Origin of the sequence: Nitrosospira multiformis (genome assembly GCF_003050865.1) — a bacterium.
Lineage (GTDB): Bacteria > Pseudomonadota > Gammaproteobacteria > Burkholderiales > Nitrosomonadaceae > Nitrosospira > Nitrosospira multiformis_E.
This window is the reverse complement of sequence record NZ_QAOK01000006.1, coordinates 78,008-103,680: the sequence shown is the minus strand read 5'-3', so window position 1 is coordinate 103,680 and position 25,673 is coordinate 78,008. Positions and strand designations below refer to the sequence as shown.

General features: G+C 54.1%; 27 protein-coding genes and 1 tRNA gene. 10 read left to right on the top strand and 18 right to left on the bottom strand.

Features of this window, described 5'->3' with window-relative positions; genetic code table 11:
• Nucleotides 1-32 precede the first annotated feature (32 nt).
• From gmk to C8R21_RS05050, 3 genes are all read right to left on the bottom strand, one after another.
• Nucleotides 33-665: a guanylate kinase gene (gene gmk / locus C8R21_RS05060; RefSeq protein WP_074975322.1), complete on the bottom strand. Its 633-nt coding sequence runs from the start codon at nucleotides 663-665 to the stop codon at nucleotides 33-35.
• A gap of 180 nt (nucleotides 666-845) precedes the next feature.
• On the bottom strand, nucleotides 846-1,286 hold the full coding sequence (gene trxC / locus C8R21_RS05055; protein ID WP_107761724.1) for a thioredoxin TrxC: 441 nt from the start codon (nucleotides 1,284-1,286) through the stop codon (nucleotides 846-848).
• Between the two features lie 155 nt (nucleotides 1,287-1,441).
• Nucleotides 1,442-2,296: a YicC/YloC family endoribonuclease gene (locus C8R21_RS05050; RefSeq protein ID WP_181258854.1), complete on the bottom strand. Its 855-nt coding sequence runs from the start codon at nucleotides 2,294-2,296 to the stop codon at nucleotides 1,442-1,444.
• 210 nt (nucleotides 2,297-2,506) lie between these two features.
• Between C8R21_RS05050 and rph the strand changes: the two genes are divergently transcribed.
• The 3 genes from rph (at nucleotide 2,507) to hemW (ending at nucleotide 5,164) form a co-directional block, all read left to right on the top strand.
• On the top strand, nucleotides 2,507-3,223 hold the full coding sequence (gene rph / locus C8R21_RS05045; protein WP_107761722.1) for a ribonuclease PH: 717 nt from the start codon (nucleotides 2,507-2,509) through the stop codon (nucleotides 3,221-3,223).
• A gap of 6 nt (nucleotides 3,224-3,229) precedes the next feature.
• Nucleotides 3,230-3,823, top strand: coding sequence for an RdgB/HAM1 family non-canonical purine NTP pyrophosphatase (rdgB, locus tag C8R21_RS05040; protein WP_107761721.1), 594 nt, complete (start codon nucleotides 3,230-3,232; stop codon nucleotides 3,821-3,823).
• A 114-nt stretch (nucleotides 3,824-3,937) separates the two neighbouring features.
• Complete coding sequence (gene hemW, locus C8R21_RS05035) at nucleotides 3,938-5,164, top strand: radical SAM family heme chaperone HemW (protein WP_107761720.1); 1,227 nt, start codon at nucleotides 3,938-3,940, stop codon at nucleotides 5,162-5,164.
• 6 nt (nucleotides 5,165-5,170) lie between these two features.
• Here the strand turns inward: hemW and trmB are convergent, their stop codons facing one another.
• The 3 genes from trmB to thiS are packed head-to-tail and all read right to left on the bottom strand — an operon-like array spanning nucleotide 5,171 to nucleotide 6,952.
• Complete coding sequence (trmB, locus tag C8R21_RS05030; RefSeq protein WP_107761719.1) at nucleotides 5,171-5,860, bottom strand: tRNA (guanosine(46)-N7)-methyltransferase TrmB; 690 nt, start codon at nucleotides 5,858-5,860, stop codon at nucleotides 5,171-5,173.
• A gap of 50 nt (nucleotides 5,861-5,910) precedes the next feature.
• Nucleotides 5,911-6,705 (bottom strand): thiazole synthase, encoded by a 795-nt coding sequence (locus tag C8R21_RS05025; protein WP_107761718.1) that lies wholly within the window; start codon nucleotides 6,703-6,705, stop codon nucleotides 5,911-5,913.
• Nucleotides 6,706-6,709: 4 nt separating this feature from the next.
• Nucleotides 6,710-6,952: a sulfur carrier protein ThiS gene (gene thiS / locus C8R21_RS05020; protein WP_107761717.1), complete on the bottom strand. Its 243-nt coding sequence runs from the start codon at nucleotides 6,950-6,952 to the stop codon at nucleotides 6,710-6,712.
• Nucleotides 6,953-7,301: 349 nt separating this feature from the next.
• On the opposite strand from thiS, the gene C8R21_RS05015 reads away from it, so the two are divergent.
• The 4 genes from C8R21_RS05015 to C8R21_RS05000 all read left to right on the top strand — a co-directional run bounded on the left by C8R21_RS05015 (nucleotide 7,302) and on the right by C8R21_RS05000 (nucleotide 10,742).
• A tRNA-Gly gene (locus C8R21_RS05015) sits at nucleotides 7,302-7,375 on the top strand.
• Nucleotides 7,376-7,388: 13 nt separating this feature from the next.
• Complete coding sequence (locus C8R21_RS05010) at nucleotides 7,389-8,912, top strand: AsmA family protein (RefSeq protein WP_107761716.1); 1,524 nt, start codon at nucleotides 7,389-7,391, stop codon at nucleotides 8,910-8,912.
• Nucleotides 8,912-10,063, top strand: coding sequence for an A/G-specific adenine glycosylase (mutY, locus tag C8R21_RS05005; RefSeq protein WP_107761715.1), 1,152 nt, complete (start codon nucleotides 8,912-8,914; stop codon nucleotides 10,061-10,063). Before C8R21_RS05010 ends, mutY begins: the two co-directional genes overlap by 1 nt.
• Before the next feature lie 25 nt (nucleotides 10,064-10,088).
• Entirely contained in the window at nucleotides 10,089-10,742 is a 654-nt protein-coding gene (locus C8R21_RS05000) for a 5-formyltetrahydrofolate cyclo-ligase (RefSeq protein ID WP_107761751.1), read from the top strand.
• A 30-nt stretch (nucleotides 10,743-10,772) separates the two neighbouring features.
• Here the strand turns inward: C8R21_RS05000 and C8R21_RS04995 are convergent, their stop codons facing one another.
• The 12 genes from C8R21_RS04995 to C8R21_RS04940 all read right to left on the bottom strand — a co-directional run bounded on the left by C8R21_RS04995 (nucleotide 10,773) and on the right by C8R21_RS04940 (nucleotide 21,599).
• A complete protein-coding gene (locus C8R21_RS04995) occupies nucleotides 10,773-11,387 on the bottom strand; it encodes a flavin prenyltransferase UbiX (RefSeq protein ID WP_258192259.1) in 615 nt (204 codons plus the stop codon).
• A 105-nt stretch (nucleotides 11,388-11,492) separates the two neighbouring features.
• Complete coding sequence (gene rapZ, locus C8R21_RS04990; RefSeq protein WP_074975309.1) at nucleotides 11,493-12,332, bottom strand: RNase adapter RapZ; 840 nt, start codon at nucleotides 12,330-12,332, stop codon at nucleotides 11,493-11,495.
• A gap of 86 nt (nucleotides 12,333-12,418) precedes the next feature.
• A complete protein-coding gene (gene hprK / locus C8R21_RS04985; protein ID WP_107761750.1) occupies nucleotides 12,419-13,363 on the bottom strand; it encodes an HPr(Ser) kinase/phosphatase in 945 nt (314 codons plus the stop codon).
• A gap of 147 nt (nucleotides 13,364-13,510) precedes the next feature.
• Entirely contained in the window at nucleotides 13,511-13,846 is a 336-nt protein-coding gene (hpf, locus tag C8R21_RS04980) for a ribosome hibernation-promoting factor, HPF/YfiA family (RefSeq protein WP_107761713.1), read from the bottom strand.
• A gap of 28 nt (nucleotides 13,847-13,874) precedes the next feature.
• Nucleotides 13,875-15,341 carry an RNA polymerase factor sigma-54 gene (locus C8R21_RS04975; protein WP_107761712.1) on the bottom strand — a complete coding sequence of 489 codons (1,467 nt, stop codon included), beginning with the start codon at nucleotides 15,339-15,341 and terminating at the stop codon, nucleotides 13,875-13,877.
• Nucleotides 15,342-15,391: 50 nt separating this feature from the next.
• Nucleotides 15,392-16,198 (bottom strand): LPS export ABC transporter ATP-binding protein, encoded by an 807-nt coding sequence (gene lptB, locus C8R21_RS04970; RefSeq protein WP_258192258.1) that lies wholly within the window; start codon nucleotides 16,196-16,198, stop codon nucleotides 15,392-15,394.
• A gap of 12 nt (nucleotides 16,199-16,210) precedes the next feature.
• Complete coding sequence (gene lptA, locus C8R21_RS04965; RefSeq protein WP_074975306.1) at nucleotides 16,211-16,747, bottom strand: lipopolysaccharide transport periplasmic protein LptA; 537 nt, start codon at nucleotides 16,745-16,747, stop codon at nucleotides 16,211-16,213.
• 19 nt (nucleotides 16,748-16,766) lie between these two features.
• The gene (lptC, locus tag C8R21_RS04960) at nucleotides 16,767-17,339 is read right to left on the bottom strand and encodes an LPS export ABC transporter periplasmic protein LptC (protein ID WP_107761711.1); all 573 of its coding nucleotides are present in this window, start codon (nucleotides 17,337-17,339) and stop codon (nucleotides 16,767-16,769) included.
• On the bottom strand, nucleotides 17,336-17,860 hold the full coding sequence (locus C8R21_RS04955) for a KdsC family phosphatase (protein ID WP_074975304.1): 525 nt from the start codon (nucleotides 17,858-17,860) through the stop codon (nucleotides 17,336-17,338). Before C8R21_RS04955 ends, lptC begins: the two co-directional genes overlap by 4 nt.
• A 224-nt stretch (nucleotides 17,861-18,084) precedes the next feature.
• Nucleotides 18,085-19,029 (bottom strand): 4-hydroxy-3-methylbut-2-enyl diphosphate reductase, encoded by a 945-nt coding sequence (gene ispH / locus C8R21_RS04950; protein ID WP_074975364.1) that lies wholly within the window; start codon nucleotides 19,027-19,029, stop codon nucleotides 18,085-18,087.
• Nucleotides 19,030-19,299: 270 nt separating this feature from the next.
• The gene (locus tag C8R21_RS04945; protein ID WP_107761710.1) at nucleotides 19,300-20,316 is read right to left on the bottom strand and encodes a cobalamin-binding protein; all 1,017 of its coding nucleotides are present in this window, start codon (nucleotides 20,314-20,316) and stop codon (nucleotides 19,300-19,302) included.
• A 128-nt stretch (nucleotides 20,317-20,444) separates the two neighbouring features.
• Nucleotides 20,445-21,599 carry a 3-deoxy-7-phosphoheptulonate synthase gene (locus C8R21_RS04940; protein ID WP_107761709.1) on the bottom strand — a complete coding sequence of 385 codons (1,155 nt, stop codon included), beginning with the start codon at nucleotides 21,597-21,599 and terminating at the stop codon, nucleotides 20,445-20,447.
• Between the two features lie 319 nt (nucleotides 21,600-21,918).
• Between C8R21_RS04940 and miaA the strand changes: the two genes are divergently transcribed.
• The 3 genes from miaA to C8R21_RS04925 all read left to right on the top strand — a co-directional run bounded on the left by miaA (nucleotide 21,919) and on the right by C8R21_RS04925 (nucleotide 25,666).
• Nucleotides 21,919-22,842, top strand: coding sequence for a tRNA (adenosine(37)-N6)-dimethylallyltransferase MiaA (gene miaA / locus C8R21_RS04935; protein ID WP_219906609.1), 924 nt, complete (start codon nucleotides 21,919-21,921; stop codon nucleotides 22,840-22,842).
• A gap of 59 nt (nucleotides 22,843-22,901) precedes the next feature.
• Complete coding sequence (locus C8R21_RS04930) at nucleotides 22,902-23,264, top strand: BON domain-containing protein (RefSeq protein ID WP_074975302.1); 363 nt, start codon at nucleotides 22,902-22,904, stop codon at nucleotides 23,262-23,264.
• A 65-nt stretch (nucleotides 23,265-23,329) separates the two neighbouring features.
• Nucleotides 23,330-25,666: an acyl-CoA dehydrogenase gene (locus C8R21_RS04925; protein WP_107761708.1), complete on the top strand. Its 2,337-nt coding sequence runs from the start codon at nucleotides 23,330-23,332 to the stop codon at nucleotides 25,664-25,666.
• The last annotated feature ends 7 nt before the right edge of the window (nucleotides 25,667-25,673 follow it).

Genomic DNA, 25,673 nt, shown 5'->3' with positions numbered 1-25,673 from the left:
AGGAAGCGGAGATGTCCGCGTGCTTGTCCGGTTTATAAAACGGACGTGCGGGTGAGTTGTGCCAGCAGGCCATGGTGACGGACAAGCTGCTTCGCCGTTTTCAGGCGCTCCACCTGTACAATACATTTCAGGTCCTGCAACGCCCTGTCCAGCTTGTCGTTGATGATGATGTAATTATACTCCCCCGCATGACTCAACTCCTCGCGCGCCGCCGCCAGACGGCGGCTGATCGCTTCGAGGCTGTCCTGGGCTCGATGGCGCAAGCGCATTTCCAGCACTTCGAGTGATGGCGGCAGAACAAAAATGCCCACCGCTGCGGGGAAAACCGCACGCACCTGACGCGCGCCCTGGCTGTCTATCTCCAGCAGAATGTCCCGTCCCGACATCATGGTTTCATTAATCCACTTTTTCGAGGTGCCGTAGAAATTCCCATAGAGTTCCGCGCTTTCCAGGAACTCGTCCTCTTGCAGTTTCTGCTCGAATACTTGACGCGTGACGAAATGATAATCGCGTCCTTCGATTTCTTCGGGACGGGGCTGCCGTGAGGTATATGAAATGGACAGGCTGAGATCGATATTCGCTTGCAGCAGGGCCTTGACCAGGCTGGTCTTGCCAGCTCCTGACGGCGCGCTGATGATATATAGAGTACCTGGCGTTGTAGTCATTGATTCGACCTGCTGAAATTCCTCTTCAGCAATAGGTGTGTTACAGCTTTTTTGTTTTTACGATTGAGCTCGCGCTCTTTCCGGTGACTTCCCACCGGTCAAAGAGTCAAAGCTAGAGTGTAACAGCTTCCACAACTCAACGAGTTTCAGGATTTCACCTCTACTCTTTCTACCCTTCAACTAGTCCAAAGCCTGGGATCGCGTCCAGCGCACGATATCCCGTGTGGTCATTGCGCCCGCCTGTCGCGCCAGCTCTCGACCGCCCTTGAACAGGATCAGGGTGGGAATACTGCGAATGAGATACTGTGCGCCGACCGTTTGCTCAATATCGGTATTTACCTTCGCGAGGCGAACATGAGGCTCAAGCAGAGTCGCCGCTTCTTTGAAGGCCGGCGCCATCATTTTGCAGGGCCCACACCAAGGCGCCCAGAAATCGACCAGAACCGGAACATCGTTTTTATTAATGTAGCGCGCGAAGGTTGAATCGGTTAATTCCAACGGCTGGCCGGCGAATATCGGCTGGTGACATTGTCCGCAATTAGGCTGCTCGCCGAAGCGCGCAGTGGGGACACGGTTAATCGAGTGACAATGAGGACAGACGAGATGCAGGGAATCACTCATGAGAATTTACACATTATCATCCAATAATTCCAATAATAACCGGTAAATCGGGTACTCCCGTTTTCAATTCAAGACGATGGCTATTTGCGTGCTGAAGCGGCAAAAAACATAAACGCCAAAATTATTTATACATTCACCTGCCGATTTTCCTGCAGCTATTCGATATTCTGCGCCTGTTCCCGCATTTGCTCGATCAATACCTTGAGTTCCACTGAAATTTTCGATACTTCCGCATCCACAGACTTCGCGCCAATGGTATTGGCCTCCCGGTTGAGTTCCTGCATCAGGAAATCCAGCCGCTTGCCGATCGCTCCGCCTTTCTCCAGAACGCGCTCTACTTCGTCGAAGTGCGCCTGAAGGCGCGACAATTCCTCATCCACATCGATCTTGCTGGCGAACAATGTCAGTTCCTGACGGATGCGCTCGTCATCACAATTTATCATGGCTTCACACAGCCGGGCTTTGAGCTTTTCCTGAAATGTCGCCAGTAAAGCAGGAATGCGTGGACTGACTTCGGAGGCGAGTCGACGCATATTGCCCAGGCGTTCCAGCAATATCGCTTTGAGTTTTGCACCTTCACGACCACGGGCAGCGGTCAGTTCGTCCAGTGCCGCACCCAGCAACTCCATGTACGGTCCGAAAAGGTTCTCCGCGGAGGAGGATTCCGTACCCAATATTCCGGGCCAACGAAGGACATCTGCCACCGCCAGGCCCCGAGCCTCGGGCAGTACCGCTCTGACGGTACGGTCCAGTTCCAGCAATTTTTGCAACAAATCCGCATTAATATGCTGCAAATTTTCCGCGGCTGTAATCCGGGAAAAACTGACGCGGCACTCGATTTTTCCACGCTTGAGGCGGGCAGTCAGAAATTCGCGCATTGCGGCTTCCAGCTGCCGGAATTCATCGGGAAGGCGAAACTGGATATCGAGATAACGGCTGTTGACCGAACGAATCTCCAGATTCAGCGATCCTTGTGGAAGTTCCTTTGCGACCACGGCATAGCCCGTCATGCTGCAGATCCTGGCTAACTCTTCCACTCGATCATCCACTCGAAGGTCCTTGATGCGTTAAAATTGCGGGCTTACGGCATTATCGCATATCGTCGCTGCATCCAAAGGAAACGAATCAGCGTTTCCGTGCAATCGAAAGGCGGCATGCGCGTTCGACTTATCCGGTGATGTATCACCGCTCAACTAACAGTGAAGGATATATTACAACTTATGCGTCCCAGTAAACGTCGCACGGATCAACTTCGCCCCGTTGGGATTACCCGGCATTACACTCGACATGCGGAAGGTTCGGTGCTGATCGAATGTGGAGATACCCGGATAATCTGTACGGCGAGCGTGGATGAAAAAGTGCCTCCTTTTCTACGGGGCAAGGGACAGGGTTGGCTCACAGCAGAATACGGGATGTTGCCGCGTTCTACCAATGAGCGCATGCAGCGGGAAGCCGCCAAAGGCAAGCAGTCCGGCAGGACGATGGAAATTCAGCGGCTGATCGGGCGCGCCTTGCGCTCGGTAATGGATTTGACAAAACTGGGGGAGCGCACGATTCAGGTGGATTGCGATGTGATCCAGGCTGATGGTGGTACTCGCACGGCGAGCATCACAGGCGCATTTGTAGCAGTGCATGATGCGGTAGAAACGCTGCTGCGCAAGCAGGCGATAGAAGTCACGCCAATCACCGGTCATGTTGCAGCGGTTTCAGTGGGTGTCTACGAGGGCGTGCCAGTGCTGGACCTCGATTATCTGGAAGATTCGCGCTGCGATACGGACATGAATATCGTCATGACGGATGACTTTGGCCTGGTGGAAATGCAGGGGACGGCCGAAGGCATGCCTTTCAGCCGGGATGATCTGGATATGATGCTGGATCTGGCGCAGCAGGGAATACGAGAATTGATCGTGGTTCAGAAAAACGCATTGAACAGATAGACAGATATGCAAAGACTGGTCATTGCCAGCAATAATTCTGGCAAACTGCGAGAAATTCGCCACTTGCTGGAACCTCTGGGAATCGAGGTGCTGCCTCAGTCGGCATTCGATTTTCCCGAAGCTGAGGAACCTTATTGCACTTTCGTTGAAAACGCGCTCGCTAAGGCACGTCACGCCAGTAAAAATACCGGGTTGCCAGCACTCGCCGATGATTCCGGCATTTGTGTCAATATCCTTGGCGGTAAGCCGGGTATCTTATCTGCGCGTTATGCAGGGGAACCTAAATCGGATGAACGCAACAATCAAAAGCTGGTCGAGGCGCTGCGAAACCAGAGTGACCGTCGGGCCTACTATTACTGCGTTATGGTGCTGCTGCGGCATCCTGAAGATCCGCAACCCATTATTGCCGATGGAAGCTGGCATGGAGAAATCCTGTTGAATCCCCGGGGTAGCGGGGGCTTCGGCTACGATCCCTATTTTTTTCTGGCAGACCTCGGCAAAACGGCGGCGGACCTGCCGATGGAGCAAAAAAACCGGATCAGCCATCGGGGAAAAGTCCTTGCCCAACTCGTCGAGAGGATCAGGCAGGAACAACCCTGATTTGCCTGCTTGCCTGCTTGCTACTTGGATTCAACCGTTATAGACACAGAAGAGAAAGACAATTTCAACCATTGCTGAAACAATGGCTCCTTTTGCTTGTCTCTTCGATTCATCATGACAGCAATTATTTCTCCCGCAGCGATTCTTGGTTCTCAGGCCCTCCAGCTGAAGTCTTTGCCCCCGCTGAGTCTTTACATCCACCTTCCGTGGTGCATGAAAAAATGCCCCTATTGCGACTTCAACTCCTATGAAGTTCGCGACCGGAGTGACGGCATGCCGGAGGCCGAGTATGTAGCAGCCCTCATTCGCGACCTGGAAGCTTCGCTGCCACAGATATGGGGGCGAAAGGTCATCAGTATTTTTTTCGGGGGTGGAACGCCGAGTTTGTTCAGTCCCCGCTCCATAGATGCGATTCTTGGCGCCGTCAGGGCTTTGCTGCCGCTTGAGCACCTGGCTGAAATAACGCTGGAGGCCAATCCCGGAACGTTCGAGGCGCAAAAATTTGCGGATTTCCGAGTCGCAGGGATCAATCGCCTCTCCATCGGCATTCAGAGTTTCAACGCCAGGCACCTTACATCACTCGGCCGCATACACGACGACAAGGATGCCCGCCGCGCTGTCGAAATCGCACAAAAGAACTTCGACAACGTGAATCTCGACCTGATGTATGGCTTGCCAAGCCAGACGCTGGAAGAAGCACGGGACGATATCGAGACAGCCGTTGCTTATGGCCTACAGCATATTTCTGCTTATCATCTGACCCTGGAACCCAATACATTGTTTCATCGTTACCCGCCCTCCTTGCCCGACGATGAGCTGACGGCGGACATGCAGGCAATGATCGAACAGACGCTTGCGCGGGAAGGTTATGCAAATTATGAAACGTCGGCCTTTGCCCGGCCTGGACGCGAATCCCGTCATAACATGAACTACTGGCTATTCGGAGATTATCTGGGGATTGGTGCCGGCGCGCACAGCAAAATAAGCTTCCGGGACAGGATAGTGCGCCAGATGCGCTACAGGCAGCCGAAGGAGTATCTGGCCAAATCTGCACCCGAAATATCATCTGACCCCCCTATCATGGAGCAGCACGAAGTAGGACGGAATGATCGCGCGTTTGAATTCATGATGAACGCACTACGCTTGACCGATGGGTTTGCCCCGCAAATGTTCATTGAACGTACAGGACTGGCTCTCACTCACATCCAGCGTCAGCTCGATGTGGCGGAACGGAGACAACTGATAACACGGGATTTTCAGCGCATCGCACCTACTCTGACTGGCAGGCGGTTTTTGAACGATTTGCTGCAGATTTTCCTCCCCAGGCAAAGCCGGGTATAAGCATCTTCAGCCGGTCTGCTTTTTCCGAAATATCACATCCCAGACCCCGTGTCCCAGCCGCAAGCCCCGCTGCTCGAATTTGGTCATTGGACGATATTCCGGGCGCGGCGCATAACCAACCGCGGTATTGGTCAAATGCGGTTCACCGCTCAATACCTTCAGTATCTGCTCCGCATAATCCTCCCAGTCGGTCGCTACGTGGATATACCCGCCGGGCTTCAGGTGGCTGCAAAGCAGGGCAACGAATTCCGCTTGTATCAGCCGGCGCTTGTGATGGCGCGCCTTGGGCCACGGGTCGGGAAAGAAAATGTGCACTCCATCCAGGCACTCAGGACGCAAAGCGTGTTGCAGGACCTCAACCACATCGTGCTGGATAATGCGTATATTCGTGAGTCCCAGTTCTTCCACTTGCTTGAGCAGGCTGCCCACGCCGGGCGTGTGGACTTCAACAGCTAAATAATCGTTCTGCGGATGCGTCTGCGCGATCAGCGCTGTGGTTTCGCCCATGCCGAAGCCGATCTCCAGGAATTTAGGCACACTTCTGCCGAAGACAGGGTCCAGTTCAAGCAGTTTCCCGGAATAAGGAATGCCGTATTTCGGCATCAATGTTTCATGGGCGCGTCGCTGCGCGTTTGAAAGGCGTCCTTGGCGAAGAACGAAGCTGCGGATGGAACGATGGGGGGAATGTTCAACCATTTGATATGTCTGGAAAGGACAGGTGGGGGGTGAAAAATCCTTTCCGGTCCTTATTTCCCTGACATGTTTCCGATAACCCCCTCCACCGGAGAACTGGGACTTGCACTGTACAGCTTTTTCGGCATCCGGCCGGCGAGATATGCTTCGCGCCCCGCTTCAACCGCTTTTTTCATCGCTGACGCCATCAGCACCGGATTTTGCGCGGCAGCAATGGCCGTATTCATGAGCACGCCGTCGCAGCCCAGTTCCATTGCAATCGCCGCGTCCGACGCCGTACCCACACCGGCATCCACAATGACCGGGACTTTGGCGTTTTCGATGATGATCTGCAGGTTCCACGGATTGAGGATACCCATGCCGGAACCGATCAGGGATGCCAACGGCATGATCGCGATGCAGCCGATCTCTTCCAGTTGCCTGGCGGCAATAGGGTCATCCGACGTATAGACCATGACCTGGAAACCCTCCTTGATCAGAATCTCGGCTGCCTTGAGGGTTTCAACGATGTTGGGATAGAGTGTTTTTGGATCACCCAGGACCTCCAGCTTCACCAGGGTATGACCGTCCAGCAATTCGCGCGCAAGGCGCAAGGTTCTTACTGCATCCTCCACCGTATAGCATCCGGCTGTATTGGGTAGCAGCGTATATTGCGATGGCGGCAGCACATCGAGCAGGCTGGGCTCTTCCGGGTTCTGGCCGAGGTTGGTTCTGCGGATCGCCACGGTAATGATTTCTGCGCCACTGGCGTCCACAGCGGTGCGCGTCTCGTCAAAATCCTTATATTTTCCGGTGCCCACCAGGAGGCGTGAAGAATAAGCTTTACCTGCAATGACAAGATTGTCCATGTGCTTATCCTCCACCTACGGCAACGACAATTTCAAGCTTGTCGCCATTTGCAAGCATCGGCTGGTCGAATTGGCTGCGCGGTACGATTTCACCGTTGCGCTCGATCGCGATCCGCTTGCCCTGCAACCCCATGTGCTCCAGTAATTGCCTGATGTTCAGTCTTGCGTCATTCGTTGTCCCTGAATCAGCCCCCGAATCCGGGGAGGGAACAACCTGGGGTTCGCCATTGACTATAAGTTGTATCATTTTCCAAGGAGTCGTTCAGCAAAAATGCTGGCCCAAAAATTGGCTTTCCACAATATGCGTATTTTATAATTTGAATTATACGGCGCAGCTACCTCCTAGTCGACTCCGGCTGAAACCCGATATTCATCAGGATTGCAGACAGGGATTCAGAAAACGGGTCTCGACGCCCTGTTATCCCGTTAGTCCTCCGCCCCCTTGAGGAGCATACCTGAATACCGTTCGACCTTCGAGTCGCTCAGGGCGAACGGCAAGGAAGAGCTTGGCGCACCTGGATGAAGAACCTGGTTGCGAATAAGGGAACCGCCACTGCCATTTATGGCTTAGTTTCCGTATAATCCGCAGCTATGCGGCGGGTGTAGCTCAATGGCAGAGCAGAAGCTTCCCAAGCTTACGACGAGGGTTCGATTCCCTTCACCCGCTCCATCTTTCCCCGCCTATGAACCGCTACCCCCGCTGTACCAAAGGTGCTTTTTTCCTTTTCCTGTTTGCCGGCTTAACGATTCTGCTGCTGGGCAGCATCATTTATATTGTCGTCATTTTTGATCCCAATGCATATAAGCCGGAGATCATCCGGCTGGTGAAAGAGAAAAAGGAGCGGCGGCTCAGGCTGGATGGTCCCATCACGCTTGCGTTCTTTCCCAGTCCTGGCGTGGAATTCGCCAGGCTTTCCCTCAGTGAACATAACAATGACGACGAATTCGCGAACATAGAGAAGGTTCACGTTTCTTTCGAAATCCTGCCATTGCTTCGAAAGGAACTGGTGCTGGATGAAATCAACATCACAGGGCTGGCAGCCAATCTGATCCGTTTTTCCGATGGCAGCACGAACATCGATGATCTGATCAGGAGCGAGGAGCAACAGGAACGCTTCCGATTCGATATTGGGCGGGTACGTATGGAAAAAACCATGCTTGCCCTTCGTGATGAAGGCAGCGACACGCATTTCGTATTCAGGAACATTGAACTGGAAGCCGACCGGGCGGACGAACGAGCAGATGCGGTAGGTGATGCAATTCGCAGCAAGGTGGAATTGACTTTTAACATAGCTCATCCTGAGCGTCCCGAAGTCGATATGGCAACCCGTGTGCGTTTTCACCTGACTTTGAACGCACAAAGGCAGTATTTCGCGCTCAGTGGGATGAAGCTTGTTGCCGAGGCTCAGCTTCCGGACACAGGCCGGTTGTTCATCCAATCCAGCGGAAATTTTTCTGCCAGCCTTTTGGAGGAAGGAGGGGAATTTAGCGCCGATGAATTCACCTTCGATACCGGGATAAGGAGCGTTGACAGCAGTTTTAATATTGGGGTGAATGCCGCCCATTTGGGCTTGAAGGGACAGAAACTGACCACAGACAAAATTTTGGGAGTGGCAAAAATTAACGGGTCCCATAGCCTGATCAGCGGAAAGTTTTCTCTTTCGTCGATACAGGGCACCCTGACGGATTTTCGGAGTGAAGTGTTCAGGGCTGACCTGGAATCAGAAAACGAAGGTCGGGTTGTAAAGGCCCATTTTTCCTCGCCACTTGGCGGCAATATCGCGGCGCTTTGGCTGAGTCTGGCGGAGTTGAAAGCAGGAATTGAGGCGAAGGGTGCAAATCTCCCCGCGCATGGCATTCAAGGAAACCTTTCCGGCAGCGCCTCCCTCGACGGCTTGACCGGCAATGCGTGGGCAAAGCTGAACGGAACCATGGCAGACAGTAATATCGCGGCGAAATTTTCGGCAAGCAGCCTCATTCCACCGTACCTCGCCTTTGAAGTGAATATCGATGAACTGAATCTGGATCGCTTTTCGCCGCGACAACAAGATGGGCAGCAGCAAAAAGCCGGTCGCGCGGAGCGCTCATTCGAATTAAACGTGCTGGATAATCTGGAGGGCTTGAACATGGAAGGGTCGATTCGGGTAGGCGTATTGAAGGCGGGTGACTTCACGGCATCGAGGGTCAGAGTGGACATACGGCCCTGATGAGCGCGGGAGGAGATATTTCGGATTCTATTTCGAATTTTTTCGCCATCAGGCTCATCCACTGGCAACGCCAGCATGGCCGTCATCATCTGCCCTGGCAGAACACGCGTGACGCCTATCGCGTCTGGCTCTCGGAAATCATGCTGCAGCAAACGCAGGTGGGAACAGTCATTCCCTATTACCGGCGATTTCTGCAATGCTTCCCCGACATGCAAAGTCTTGCCTCGGCATCGCTGGATGAGGTAATGGCACAGTGGAGCGGGTTGGGCTACTACTCGCGTGCGAGGAATCTGCATAAAGCGGCGCAGCGGATTATGAGTGAGCACGGCGGCACTTTTCCCGAGCAGGTTGAGGTCATTCGTCAGCTTCCGGGGGTCGGACGCTCCACCGCTGCGGCAATTGGGGTATTCGCGTTCGGAAAGCGGGCGGCCATCCTCGACGGTAACGTGAAACGCATTTTTTCACGCTGCTTCGGAATCGAGGGTTATCCGGGCGAAAAGCACGTGGAAACGCAGTTGTGGCAAATAGCGGAAGCATTGCTGCCAAAGAGAGATGAGAGCCCGATCGAACGCGATATCGAAGACTATACTCAGGCGCTGATGGATCTGGGTGCGACCATCTGTACCCGCGCTCACCCCAGGTGCGGCTCATGCCCGCTTCGCCCGGAGTGTATTGCGTTCAGGGATAACTGCGTCGGCAGCCTGCCCACCCCTCGGCCGAGGAAGATATTGCCGGAAAGGGAAGCGGCGCTGCTGCTGGTGGTGGCACAGGGCAAAATCCTGTTGGAAAAACGGCCGAGCGCGGGGATCTGGGGTGCGCTGTGGAGCTTGCCGGAGATGCAGGTGAATGAGAATGTGATTGAATACTGCATGCAGCTGGGGATAAATGTGCGGCTAATATCACGGATGGAAGTGTTCGCTCACACCTTTACCCACTTCAGATTGTGGATTTACCCGCTCATCCTGCAGGTCATTTCCCGCTCGCCGGGCCATTTGTCACCCGAGGCCTTATCGCAGCCCGGGAATCAGTGGGTATGGATGATGCCTGAGGACGCGCTGAAAGCCGCCATTCCCTCCCCGGTGAGGAAAGTGCTTCTACAATATACATCTCAGATCGAGCCGCTTGAAATTCTGGCTATGGCAGATAACTGACAGCGAGCATATATTCGAAACAATGATGAATAACTGGAAGGACTGGAGAAGGCACCAGCGCGCGGAACTGATGGTGGCCAGGGAATGCATAGAGGAAGCCGACCATCGTCGCTGGAGCGCCGCCATCACCGCACTCCTGGAACAAGGCTTTCTCACGCTACGGACAGGTACTGTCGGGTTTTGCTGGCCTCACCGAGGCGAATACGATCCACGCCCGTTGATGGATTTTTTACAGGCACATGGCGCCACGCTGGCGCTCCCCGAGGTAGTGAATAAACATGAGCCACTCCGTTTCCGCAAGTGGTGGGGGGGAGCGCCCATGAAAATTGGCGCTTATGATATTCCGGTACCTGACAATACCGATCTGGTAACAGTGGATGCCTTGATCATCCCCATGATCGGCTTCGACAAACTTGGTTTTCGCCTGGGGTACGGCAGCGGTTATTTCGATCGTACGCTAGCCGCCATGAACCCGCGTCCACTCGCTATCGGTGTTGCGTTCGAAATTCTCCGCCTGGAAAATTTGCATCCCCATACACATGATATTCCAATGGACTTCGTTGTCACCGAGGCGGGAATTTATCATGCAACACACACGGGATTGAAACCCGTTTCTGTTGGCCAGTGCGCCGATATTCTCACCAGGGAAAATTCGGGAGACTTACGGATAGTTGAATAGTTCATCGGCACGGGAACTCGCAAACCGGGATCACTCCGCTGTATTTTCTTCGCCCCAGCGCGGCATGAGCGTATGGGTGACTCCCACATGATCAAGGATACGCGCCACTACAAAGTCCACCATGTCGTGGATGTCTTGGGGATGATGATAGAAGCCGGGATTGGGCGGAAGGATTATGGCGCCGCTGCGCGCAAGCTTCAGCATATTTTCGAGGTGAATGGCGGAAAACGGCGTCTCCCTGGGTACGAGGATGAGCTTGCGGTTTTCCTTCAGCATTACATCCGCTGAACGCTCGATCAGCTTTTGGCTCATTCCCGCGGCAATTGCAGCAAGCGTACCCATGGTGCAGGGGCAAACCACCATTGCATCAGCCGGATTGGAGCCGGAGGCAACCGGAGCCAGCCAATCCTCCCGGCCGAACACGCGTAACTGGCCCTGTTCTACCTTGAAACGCCGACTGAACAGCTCCTCGGCTTCCCTGGCACGTGATGGCAATACCAGCTGCATTTCCTGATGTGCCACGATCTGCGCTGCCTGCGAATACATCAGGTACACGCGGGCGCCGGCCGCGAGCAACAGCTCCAGCAAGCGCATGCCATAGGGCATGCCGGATGCGCCGGTAAAAGCAAGCGTGACAGTTTTCAATGTACTGGCGTGAGAATTCAATGTCTAGAAACAGGTAACAGCTGGTGACCGGAGAATGCAGTGTTCGCCAACATGGGTGCAATGTTGCTGGTGGCGAATAGCCGCTTATGCATTCAATTCCCGATGCCGTACCAGAACCTGGTTGTTCTCCGTAAAATAACGCGCCAACCGCTCCACGAAATAGACGGAACGGTGCCGTCCTCCTGTGCAGCCGATCGCTACCGTCAGGTAATTGCGGTTATCGCGGATGAAACAGGGCAGCCAGTCATCGACGAATCGCCGGATATCCTCGAACATGCGATTCACGCTGCTGTTTGCATCCATGTACTCGATCACGGCGCGGTCCTTTCCCGTCAAAGGTCGCAGAAGGGCCTCGTAGTGAGGATTGGGAAGGCAGCGAACATCGAACACCATGTCGGAATCCAGCGGGATGCCGTGCTTAAAGCCAAAAGATTGGAACAGCAGCGTCAGACGCCCGGGTTCCAGCCCGATGAAATCCCTTATCCAGGCTCGCAGCGAACTCGCGCTCAGGTCACTAGTATCAATGCGGTTCGCCAGATCATGAATTTCACGCAACATCTCGCGTTCCATCTCTATGCATTCCGGCAGGGTCGATTGATTGTCACTGAGTGGATGGCGGCGGCGAGTTTCGGAAAAACGCTTCAACAGCGTATCCGTCTTGGTGTCGAGAAACAACAGATGGATATCCATTTTCTGCTGCCTCAAGTCAGCCAACCGCTGTGGCAGGAGATGCAAGGTTTCGAAGCTTCTGGCGTCAATGCTGACGGCGACGCGCTCGTGACCGGATTGCTTCAGATAAACCGTCACCTCCGGCAGCAGGTTGGCCGGAAGATTGTCAACGCAATAATAGCCGTTATCTTCCAGAACGGTAAGCGCGATGCTCTTGCCGGAGCCTGACAGGCCGCTGATGACGATCAACTGCATAGGTTCAAATCGTACCGGATGAGAACATCCGTGAGCAGAAAGGAGGGAGGGACGAGAAGGTTTTAACTCTGTTTTCGCCCACGTGTTTATGTTTGCCCGTTCTCGAGTTCCTGTTGATGGCGCGCGAAAAACTCCTGACCGCTGTCTATGCCGCGCAACTGCAAAACGTAGTTCCGCACCGCCGCCTCTACCAGCACAGCGAGGTTTCGGCCGGCGGCAACTGGAATGATGACTTTCCGGACGTTGACATCCAGGATACTCTCAGTGACATCATTGATCGGCAACCGTTCCATTGCATTGAGATCAGTGCTGCTGGGTTTCTGCAAGTGAACGATGAGTTTCATGTTTTTTTTGCGTCGTACCGCCGTTTCGCCAAAAATCGTTCGAATGTTCAGCATTCCAAGTCCCCGAACTTCGAGAAAATCGCGCAGCATGGCCGGGCAGCGCCCTTCGAGCGTTTCCGGCGCAATGCGATAGAGCTCCACCACATCATCCGCCACCAATCCATGTCCGCGGCTCACCAGTTCCAGCGCCAATTCGCTCTTGCCGACACTGCTCTCCCCGGTAATCATTACGCCGAGACCAAGAACGTCGAGCAATACGCCATGCCTGCTGCAGGAAGGAGCAAGGACCCGTCCGAGATAGGGACGTAATACCCAGAGAATCTCAAGACTGGAGTAGGGGGTACAGAAGAGAGGGATACGCGTCGAATCCGCCAGGGACCTGATGGAATCGGGAACACATGCGCCCGCCGTAACAATGATGCATAGCATGTCGCTTTCAGCAAGCCTCTGCATATGCTGTTCGAGGGAAGCGGGATCGAGCGCGTTGAGATATTCGGCCTCGGTTTCGCTCAGTACCTGAATCCAGTTGGGATGGATGAAATTGAGATGTCCGATCATTCCCTGCGTCGAATGCGCGATCGCTTCATTATCGAGACGCCTGTCCCCTCCGTCCCGTCCCGCTTCCCAGGTGAGATCCAGTTTCTCGCGTTTTTCCTCGAAAAGCTGTCTGGCATCGATTTCGGCCATCTGATTGAATACCTCCTGATTATCAGGATTGGGAAAAATCACGAGCTTCTTCCCGGGAGTTCCGGAACAAGTTCACGGTTTCGGAGCGAAAAGCGGTGTCGAGCCCATATTTGATAAAAACGGGTTCTTGACCGTTGCTACCCCTGATCATTGATTCAGATTGCCTTGATCCGGAGTTCCTTGAACGGTATTCGTGCGCTGGTTTTCATTTTTCTCCTTACGGCGGACCAACTGACGATCGAGTTTATCAACGAGGTTATCTATGGAAACATACATGTCGGTGCTGTCTGCCTCGACAAAAATATCATTGCCAGGCACCCGTGCCAGCGCCTCCGCCTTGTGCTCCAGTTTTTCCACGGAAAGGGTCACAGTGATATCCACAATCTGGTCGAAACGTTGAGTGATCCGGTTCAATTTGGAAACGACATAATCGCGCAGTGCAGGTGTGATTTCGACCTGCCGGCCTGTGACATGGATATTCATTTGTGGCTCCTATGAAAATGAACTGGGGTTAAAACGATTTCCGAAGATTGACGGAGGGAATTTGCAAGGACTCCCGATATTTTGCGACGGTGCGGCGAGCAACCATGATACCCTGCTGCCCCAGAACCCCCGAGATCTGACTGTCGCTGAGCGGCTTCCTCGAATTTTCTGCATTGATCATTTGCTTGATCAGCGCGCGAATGGCGGTGGCGGAACAGGCGCCGCCATTATCCGTTGATACGTGGCTGCCAAAAAAATACTTCAATTCGAAAATACCGCGCGGCGTACGCATGAATTTCTGAGTGGTAACCCGCGAAATGGTGGATTCGTGCAGATTCAGCACGTCGGCGATTTCACGCAGTATCATCGGACGCATCGCAACTGCTCCATGCTCGAAAAACTGCTGCTGGCGTTCCACAATGGCTGCCGATGCCTTGAGGATGGTGTTGAAACGCTGTTGTACGTTCTTTACCAGCCATTTTGCTTCGTGCAATTGACTGGTCAGCCGACGGGTAGAGTCATCATGGCATCCTTTCAGAATCTCGGCATAGAGCCGGTTGACCCTGAGACGCGGCATTGCTTCCGGGTTAAGGCTGGCTACCCACGAACCACCGATTCTGGTCACGATGACGTCGGGTACGATGTAGCCGGCAACTGCCGAGCTGAAGGCCGTGGCCGGTTTCGGATTCAATCGCATTATCATCTGCTGGATGGAACGAAGACAGTCGTCATTGCAGTGCAGAACCCGCTTGATGGCGCTAAAGTCCCGGCAGGCCAGACTTTCAAGATGATTGTTCACTAGCGCCAGCGCCTGCTCCATGTAGGGGGTATCTGGTGGCAGCGCATGCAGTTGCATGACGAGGCATTCCCTTAAGTTGCGCGCACCGATGCCGGGGGGATCCAGATGCTGCAAATGTTCGAGGGCAATGTGCAGGTCGTCGATATCTATTGCCAGCTCGGCGGGCAACAGATCAACCAATTCTTCCAGGTCCTGGACGAGATAGCCATCATCATCCAGACTGTCGATCAGTAATCCGATGATCTTTCTATCGCGCTGGGAGATCTGGCTCAGGCTGAGCTGTGAGTTGAGGTGGTCGCGCAGACTTGGGGGTTCTGCCGCTTGTTGCGGAATATCGTGTTCGTCCTCATCGTCCCGGTTGTGGCGAAAAACATTGTCATCCGGAAGCCACTCCCGCTCGTTAAGCGGCTGTTTCACATCGGTTTCTGCTTCGACGGAGAGAATAGGAAGGCCTTCCTCGGCAATCTCCAGCTCATTCGGCAATGGTGCGGCCAACTCCTCGGGCATGACATTATGATAATCCATGCTGCCTTTGCCGATGCTGTCATCAAGTTCCAGCAGGGGATTCTCCTGCACGATGCGCTCTATCTCCTGGTTCAACTCTATCGTGGAGAGTTGTAATAACCGGATGGACTGCTGCAATTGCGGCGTAAGCGCCAGATGCGGAGCCAGCTTGACTTGAAGGGTTGGTTTCATATTGGAAAAACAGCGATAAAGCCGGTCTCAGGTAAAGCTAAGCTTTATTTTCAAAGGCGGAAATGTTCTCCCAGATAGACTTTTCTTACGTTTTCATTATAAATGATTTCGTCTGGACTGCCGCTCGCAAGCACCCTGCCATCGCTTATGATGTAGGCATGATTACAGATTCCTAGTGTCTCCCGGACATTATGGTCTGTGATCAGCACACCGATGCCCCGCTCCTTCAGAAAGCGGATAATTTTCTGGATGTCCAGCACGGCAATGGGATCCACCCCGGCAAACGGCTCGTCCAGCAAGATGAAATGCGGACTTGTCGCCAGCGCACGAGCAATTTCAACGCGTCGCCGTTCCCCGCCGGACAAACTGATGGCGGGACTGTTGCGTATATGACTGATATGCAGATCATGCAGCAAATTGTCGAGATGCTGCTGCATCTCGTCAGCCCCATAGTTTTTCAATTCCAGTACAGCGCGAATATTGTCGGCTACCGAGAGTCGCCTGAAAATCGAAGCCTCCTGCGGCAGATAGCTCAAGCCGAGGCGCGCTCGCTCGTGCATGGGCATCTCGCTGAGGTCAAGCTCATCAAGCACGATGTTGCCTCCATCCAGCGGCACAAGGCCCACCATCATGTAAAAACAGGTGGTCTTGCCTGCGCCATTGGGGCCCAGCAAGCCGACAACTTCTCCGCTTTTAACCGAAAGGGAAACATCATGCACCACTGTGCGCGACTTGTAGCTTTTTTTCAGATTCTCCGCCCTGAATTCACTCCTCTTCCCTGAGGAAACCAGGGAAGCTTCAGGAGCCTGGGAAGCATGGCCGGCGTGATCGCGGACTGGAGAGAGGGGAAGTTCCATAACGATGTTCGTTTATGAATTGTCTGCCTCGGGCTTGGGTTCCTTCTTCTTGGGCTGTATCACAGCCCTCACCCTGCCCTCGGAATGGGTTTGGGTGCTTGTTCCGCCCTCGCCATTTACCTGAAAGAATTCGTTGATCGCATCGTAGGAAATATAGTCTCCATGAACTTCATCCTTCCCGCGTCTCAGCCTTGCTTTCTTGAAAAGCTGAACCTTGTCGGCCTTGCCATCGTATTCCATACGCTCGCTCCAGCCCTCCACGTATTCATCCTTGCCATCGCGCTTCTGGCGAAAACTGGCGAGATTGCCGAAAGCAGTGGCGTATTGAAAACCGTTAGCGTCTTCTTTCACTGTCATCTTATCTGCGCGAATAATCAGTGTTCCCTGTGTCAGTACGACATTGCCGATAAAGGTCGCCAGCTTGTTGGCATCCTGCACGGTAGCGCGGTCCGCCTCCAGGTGCACGGGCTTGTCGCTGTCGGCCCGCTCGGCCAGAGCCGGTGCGCTGAAGAGCATCACGGCGAGAAAAGCAGCAGACAGGGGTTTCATGGAAATCGTGAAAGAGAACCTAGCGTTGCTTGTCATGCACGACCTTTACTTGCGACAGCAACTGCGTGGTGCCGGTACGATTGTTCATTTCCATTCCAATCGCTCTGATAGTGGCATTCGTTTCAATTATCTCCACGGGCTTGTCGGTTCGCGCAATATCCTGGTCGGGAATAAGATGCAACAGGCTGGTCGTCAAGATTGTCTCACCGCGGCCTTTACCCGCATTTCGGACAATCACCACATTGCCGCTCAAATAAATGTCTTCGCCCTCGGCAGACATCCTGGCATGATCCGCCTTCAGTTGTACCGGAGGTTTACCGGGTTCGATAGTAATTAAACGGGGTTGTTCCAGCTCAGCCGAATCATCGTCGGGATAATGCACCATTTTTTTTCCGAGAAGCATTCTGTATCCCGCGTCATTCTCATCCGTGCGAATGGCAGAAAAATCTTCCAAAACATAATCGGGAGCCCGTACCGATGCACTCTCCGGCGCAAGCAAAGGCGCGTGCCCGTCCTGATTCAGCAGGAATAGCAATGATGCAAACAGGGCTATTATAACGAAAAGGAACCCGAGGCGAAGGTGGCCAATCATGTGAGATAAGTCGCAAGATGTGCGTCCAGCGTGTCCTGTGCCTGCATGATCATTTCGCAGATCTCGCGTGCCGCACCCCGCCCTCCTTCCAGACGGGTTATATAGTGCGCGTGCTTTTTCACCAGGGCAGGCGCGGCAGGCACGGAGATGGCAAGACCGCAGCGCAGCAGGATCGGCAGATCGATCAGATCATCTCCCACATATGCACACGATGATGCATCCAGGTGCTGGTCCTCGAGCAAGGCCTCGAACGCGGGAAGCTTGTTTTTTGCGCCTTGATAAACGAGGGTAACGCCCCAGTCCTTTGCCTTCAAATCCACGCAACGGGACTGACGGCCAGTGATAAGTGCCACCTTGATTCCCGTTGCCTTGAGCATTTTCAGGCCATGGCCATCCTGGCTGTTGAACGCCTTGATCTCCTCACCTCCATCCGTGAGATAGAGGCTTCCGTCCGTGAGCACTCCATCCACATCGAAGATAACCATCGTGATCTTTCTTGCCTTTTCGTATATGTGTTGCATTTTGCTATTGGCTGAAACAGTCAGAACAAATGAACTTGTAAAAACTCTGGAACAACCTGCATTGCGTATGAATGCCGAAGCTCGGTGAAAACGTAGGATATGAATGAATGCCGCAGCTACCCGCTATGTCGCTGAGGTCGCGCGTCAGCCCGAGCGGGCACTGATGGACGGAAGCAAGGAGTTTTCGAGCTAAGGGAGTAAAACTGCCGGATGAAAAGGCGGGATCAGTTTCTTGGCAATGGAAACACCACTGACTCAACCACTCCGCTCAACTCTTCCACCACCACTTCCCGTTCCGCTTGCTCTGACACGATTTGTCTGAGTCGCGAGATGACTTCCTGTACAAGCACTTCCGGCGCCGATGCCCCCGCGGTAATACCGATCCGCATTTTGCCTTTCAGCCAGGCTTCCTGCAATTGTTCCGCCCGGTCCAGCATGTATGCATCCACGCCGGCATTTCTCGCGACTTCGCACAAGCGGTTTGAGTTGGAGCTATTGGGCGAGCCCACCACGATCACGAGATCGCATTGCTTGACCATCGTTTTTACCGCATCCTGCCGGTTCTGGGTGGCGTAGCAGATATCATCCTTTTTTGGACCGAGGATTTTGGGAAAACGCCCTTTCAGGGCCTGGATCACACGGTTGGCATCATCCACGGATAAGGTGGTCTGGGTCACGTAAGCCAGGTGAGCCGGATCCCGCACCTGCAGTTTCTCGACATCCTCTTCTGTTTCCACCAGATACATGGAAGGACCCTCCCCTTCGGCCTGGCCCATGGTGCCTTCCACCTCCGGGTGACCCGCATGGCCGATCATGATGATTTCTCTTCCCTGGTCCCGCATCCTTGCCACTTCAATATGGACTTTGGTCACGAGCGGACACGTGGCATCGAATACCTTGAATTGTCCCGCCTCGGCTTCGCGCCGCACGGCATGGGAAACCCCGTGAGCACTGAAGATCAGAATGCTGCCGGGCGGAACTTCATCAAGGTTCTCGACAAATACTGCCCCCTTTTTTTCCAGATCCTCCACCACGAAACGGTTGTGCACGACTTCGTGGCGCACGTAGATCGGCGCGCCATGCACGCTGAGTGCACGCTCGACAATTTCGATTGCCCGGTCCACGCCTGCACAGAAACCGCGAGGGTTTGCAAGCAATACCTTGATCATTTCGCCGTTTTCCATTAAGTACACCTCATTCAAGCACAAATACCGCTGGCGGTACGGTTAGCATTCGACATATACCCTCAGATTAATCCCCTGGATAACCTCTGTATGCCTGCAAGTGTGGAACCATTCTACAAATCGTGGCCGCATCAATGCAGTCCGGGGAAGGCAAAGGCACAAACGCCTATTTTACCATTCATATGTTTTCTCAAGAGAAATTCTTATCCTCCTGATTGACAAATCCGTTTCCGAGCGCCTGCCGGGCGCGCATGTTCATGGCGGGGGAGTACGAAAATCAGGATCAGTCAAGCGGTCGATTTTTCGACGGGAACGAACACGTTCCAGCTGTTCGCAAACCAGGCGAGTCCCCTGTAACACGCGCGTCGTCTGGCGTTGGATCAGATCGGGGTGCACGAAAAATATATTGTTATTCCTCACCGCGCTGAGCTGCGAAAACTGCCGGAGGAAAGCTTTGACTTCAGCCGGCGCGCTTTCTTCCTGCTCCAATAAGACGCTGCTGATGATGGCATCAGGATCCGCCGCAAGCAGGTTTTCCCCGGATACCACTGGCGTCAGGGAAGATGACAGCGCAAACACGTTCGTGCCGCCGCATACGCGGATGACATCGCTGATGAGGTGCTTGTTGTTTACCGTCATCAGCGGCTGATGCCAGATCAACTGGAATACGCTGACCTTCGGGCGGTTGCTGTAGCTGTTCTCGATCTGCTGCAACGCCTCTTCATAGGTCTTCGCCGTCCGTTCCGCCGATCCTGAGGTTCCGGCCAGTCTGCCGATTGTTCGCAGCAGGCGCGGCACATCAGCCAGCGTGACCGCCTCTGTCGTAAAAACGGTCAGGCCAAGTCTTTCCAGCTTCTCGATATCGGCTCTGGCCTTGCCACTGCGCCAGGCCAGCAGCAGATCGGGCTGTAGCGCGACAATTCTTTCAAGATCCAGACTGAACGAATCCCCTATGTCGGGAATGGATTTTGCAGCATCCGGATAATTGCTGTGCCTGCTGACTCCAACCAGTTTTTTCCCAGCTCCAGCAGCAAAAATCAGTTCAGTGATATTGGGTGAAAGTGAAATGATGCGCATTGCAGTGTGAGTCATAAGAACACTGCGACCGTCATCGTCCGTCATCGTCTCCGGAAAAACCGGCAAAGAAGTTCCGGTTGCGGGAGTAGCAAAACCCGAGGAGGACGCCGGTCGATTTTCGCCGCCCGCATCGCCGGAATCCATGAGAGCCGATATAAACAACGCGAACAGCAGCATCAGGACCTGGCGTATCACGGTCGCGCTGCTCTCCTCCCGGCATGTCTATGGAGAAGGACTGGAAGAATGAGAAAGGGGAAGCTGAGGGCATCCGGCAGCGCGGCGTGCCTGGGGTGTCTATCCGAAAAGAAATTCAGACAGGGAATTCAGGCGCTTTGCACCGAGGAGGGCTGCGCCGGCTCGGCATCCTCCTGATAACGCTGGGCAAGGGCAACACGCTGCTCGTAGGCTTTCCGCGCAATGGCCACATCTTCCAGGAAAAGCGGCAATTCCCTCATCAACAGCGCCTGGGGTCCATCCACCAGCGCTTTGCCCGGCGCGGGGTGAAAATCCACCAGTATCATATTGGCGCCGGCAATGACGCCTTGCGCAGTTGCATGCATGATATCGAGTACGCCATCCGGGGACGCAGCTCTCATTCCGACAGAATGCGACGGATCAATGCAGACCGGCATGCGTGTCAGTCGTTTGACCACCGGCACATGGGAAAAATCGACGAAATTGCGATGCGGATCTCCCATGTTGGTTTTCATGCCGCGCAGACCGAAAACGACTTTGCGGTTACCCTCGGATGCCAGATATTCCGCAGCATTGAGGGATTCATCCAGGGTAATACCAAAACCACGCTTGAGCAGCACCGGAAAATCCTGCTGGCGTCCCACTATTTTCAGCAGCTCGAAATTCTGTGTGTTGCGCGTGCCGATCTGGAGTATGACACCGGTGGCATTGCCCGTGCGATAAAGCGCATCACAGATTTCCTCGAGATGGGATTCATGGGTGATTTCCATAGCTATCACCCTGATGCCGTATTTTCCGGCCAGTTCGAATACGTAGGGCAGACAGGCCTTGCCGTGGCCCTGAAACGAGTAGGGGCTGGTGCGGGGTTTGTAGGCTCCCATGCGGGTGCACACTTGTCCATTGTCTCGCAGCGCCTGCATCATCAGTTCGACGTGTTCGAGCGTATCCACTGCGCACAGGCCGGCAAAAACGTTCAGCGTATCCTGACCGAAGCGCACTCCGTTATAATCGAAATAAGTAGGCCTGTGATCATCCTTATGCCGGCCAAGAACACGATACTCCTCCGAAATCCGGACAACCTGCTCCACACAGGGCAGGTTTTGCATATCTTCGACCAGCAGCGCCTTCGTGTTCCCGATCAGATACACTTCGGTGAGCGTCTGCTCACTGCCGACCTCGGTGCGTACTCGAGTGGATATTCCCGGCATATTGGCAAGATACGCCAATAACTGTTTGTAGTCGGGACTTTCAGGTCCGGTATCCGGGCTAAGTACAAGAATCATAAAATAGAATTGGTTTGGGCAAACGCGCGAGCTTGGACGCGCCGGTCAAGGAACGGATTCTAACCGAAAAAACCAATGCTTGTCATTCAATCGAATATCGCGTTTAATCCCTTGAATAAAACAGATTTCAATGCCGGCCCACTCGCGACGCAAACTGGGAACCGTTCGAAGCGCTTGGGCGAAAATACAGAAGTTAATCCGCGACGCACGCAACTACCATAGGCATAGACTCTTTCCGGCTACCGTGACAGAACAGGGCAGAAGAATCCGGAATGAAAAGAAAGCAACCTATTCCCCCTATCCGCCTGCGATTTTTCTGATGGGACCGACGGCAAGCGGGAAAAGCGGACTCGCGCTGCATATCGCACGTTATCTTCCGGTGGAGATTATCAGCGTGGATTCGGCCCAGGTCTATCGCCACATGAATATCGGCACCGCGAAACCAGGCGCAGAAGCGCTGACGGCCACGCCTCATCATCTCATCGATCTGATCGATCCGCATGAGCATTATTCTGCTGCCCGGTTCCGCACTGATGCACTGTGCACGATGCGGCAGATCGCGGACCGGGGCAATATTCCGCTTCTGGCAGGCGGCACGATGCTCTATTTCAAGACGCTCCTTGAGGGGCTTTCGGAACTTCCTTCCGCGGACAGGGGCATGCGTGCTGCGATTGAAGCTAAAGCCCGGAAAAGCAGCTGGCCTGCGATGCACCAGGAATTGTTCCGGCTTGATCCCGTCAGCGCGGAACGCATCAAACCAACCGACAGTCAACGCATACAGCGTGCCCTGGAAGTGTTTTATCTGACCGGTAAACCCATGTCGGAAACACTGGGCAAGCCAAAAAATGTTTCACTACCCTACGAGGTGGTCAAGATAGCGCTCGTTCCCGGCAACCGTCAGGTGCTGCACCAGCGCATCGCACGCCGCTTCGAGCAGATGCTGAAGCATGGATTAATTGATGAGGTGCGCGCGATCCGTGATAAATTCTATCTGAGCGACGAAAACCCTTCGATGCGGTGCGTGGGTTACCGGCAGGTATGGATGCATCTGGAAAAGGCAATCGACGCAGCGCGAATGCGGGAAATGGCATTAGCCGCAACCCGGCAATTGGCGAAACGCCAACTCACCTGGCTTCGTTCCATGAAAGAAAGCAGAGAATTCGACTGCCTGGAAGAAAATCTGCCTGAGCAGGTGAAAACATACCTCCTCAACACTGGATTGAAGTTTACAGAGGTTTCATAATCGGTAATTATTTGATCAGCGCGAGATTGGGATTTTTTATTCTGACCAGGAAAAATAAAATGATCGATAGATATAAACCCGTAGTCGTAGTTTTAGCCGTTGCCCTCGCAGGCGCCCTCTCCCTGACGAGTTGCGGAAAAGAAGAGAAGGTGCATGAATCATGGAAGATCCCGGACCCCCAGGCGGTTGTGGATGATAGCACGCTCAATAGTTCGATACAGGGCGCCTTGAAGGCGGATCCGGAGGTCCGGCATCTCGACGTCCGGGTGGAAGCGCACAACGGAACGATAATGCTGAGCGGTTTTGTGGATAATCAGGCTCAACTGGATCGTGTCAACATGCTCGCATGGATGGTTGAAGGAGTGAAGAAAGTGGATAACAAGATGAATGTCCGCGGCACTCCCCCTCCGGCTGACGGCTGAGAAGCCGTACCAGTATATAGAGTCGGCTTTTTACAGGTGTCACAAACCTACCAAGGAAAATTACCTTGATCTCATTTCTGCTTCTGACGCTGATTTTAGTTGCCAGCGTTATCATTTTCGTACCGCAGGTGCGTCGCATCCTCATTTCCAGCCGCCTGCTGAAAATCTTCCGTAAGATTCTGCCCCCTATCTCGCAAACCGAGCAGGAAGCGCTGGATGCGGGCACGGTATGGTGGGAGGCAGAGCTGTTCGGCGGCAGGCCGGACTGGAACAAGCTGCTGGCATTCCCCAAGCCCAAGCTGGAGGCGGAAGAAAAAGCCTTTCTGGATGGCCCTGTGGAAGAACTGTGCGCGATGCTGGACGAATGGCAGATCACATGGGAACTGCATGATCTGCCGCCCCATGTATGGCAGTTCATCAAGGACCAGGGGTTTTTTGGCATGATTATTCCCAGGGAGTACGGGGGGCTCGGCTTTTCCGCGTTGGCGCACTCCGAGGTGGTCATGAAAATCAGTTCACGCAGCGGCACCGCGGCAGTGACCGTAATGGTGCCAAATTCGCTGGGCCCTGCTGAACTGCTGCTGCAATATGGCACGGAAGAGCAGAAGAATTACTATCTTCCACGGCTCGCGAAAGGATTGGAGGTGCCATGTTTCGCGCTCACCGGACCTGAAGCAGGTTCGGATGCAAGCGCCATTCCCGATTCGGCCATCATATGTTATGGCACATTCAAGGGTAATGAGAAGGTGCTGGGCATGCGCGTGACCTGGGAGAAGCGCTACATCACGCTCGGTCCGGTCGCGACCCTCCTCGGACTTGCATTCAAGCTCCATGATCCGGATGGACTTCTGGGTGGCCAGAAGGATCTTGGCATCACTCTGGCGCTGATTCCCACTGACACGCCGGGTGTTGAAATCGGTCGCCGCCATTTTCCACTCGATGCCGCCTTTCAGAACGGGCCCAATTCGGGAAAAGACGTTTTCATACCCATGGAGTATGTGATAGGAGGAATCGAAGGAGTAGGCCGGGGCTGGCGCATGCTGATGAACTGCCTTGCGGTGGGCCGCTCCATCTCTCTGCCCGCCACGAGCACCGGAGGAGCCAAGCTGGCCGCACGCGCAACGGGCGCTTACAGCAGAGTGCGCGTGCAGTTCAAGCAGCCTATCGGATTTTTTGAGGGTGTTGAAGAAGCGCTTGCACGCATCGGGGGCCATACCTACATGATGGATGCGGCGCGAATGATGACTGCGGGGGCAGTGGATCTCGGGGAAAAGCCTTCCGTGATCTCTGCCATTGTCAAATACCATCTCACTGAGCGGGGACGCGAGGTGATCAACGATGCAATGGATGTGCATGGAGGCAAAGGCATCTGTCTGGGACCCGGCAATCACCTGGGACGCAGCTATCAGCAGATTCCCGTCAGCATCACTGTGGAAGGCGCCAACATCCTCACTCGAAACCTGATCATTTTCGGTCAGGGCGCGATACGTTGCCATCCGTATCTGTTGAAGGAAATCCGTGCCGCGGGGGATTCCGACACGAAGCGGGGGCTGGTGGAATTCGACAAGGCTCTGGCCAGGCATTTTGTCTTTACGGTCGGCAATGGCTTACGGTCGCTCATGCACGGGCTTACCAGCGGCAAGCTGGCGAAGGCGCCGCTCAACACAGATCCGGAAGTACACGGCTACTACAGCCAGCTGACGCGTTGCTCGGCCTCCTTCGCCTTTCTCGCCGATATCTCCCTTCTGGTTCTGGGCGGGGCGCTCAAACGCAGGGAGCGTTTGTCTGCGCGCCTGGGCGATATTCTAAGCCTTCTCTATTTATGCTCCGCTGTGCTGAAACGCTTCAAGGACGATCACCAACCCCCTTCTGACCTGCCGCTGCTGCATTGGTGCATGCAGGATGCGTTGTATCACGTGCAACAGGCATTCGATGGGGTACTGGATAATTTTCCCGCTACCGGATTTACACGGCGCGTACTGCGATTCATGGTGTTTCCGCTGGGCAAACCGTTCTCTCCGCCCCCGGACGAACTGGAGCACAAAATTGCAAAATTGATGCTGGCGCCTGGCGAAGCACGTGATCGCCTCACTGCCGGTATTTACATACCCCCAGCCAAAGACGAGCCGCTGAATATTCTGGAACAGGCACTGGAGCGCGCAGTGTCCTGTGAAGCAACAGAAGCCAAGTTGCGTACGGCGATAAAGAGCGGGCAGATTCCCGCGCAGGAAGAAGAGAGTATCGAGGTTGCCCTCAAGCAAAGAATCATTACGTCTACGGAACTGGAGATATTGAAAAAAATGGGAGACTTGCGCCGCCGCGTGATCATGGTAGATGATTTTCCTTCTGACTTTGGCTCCAGCTCGAAGACAACTGAAGCTGCTTCGCCAATCAACGCATGAGCAATAT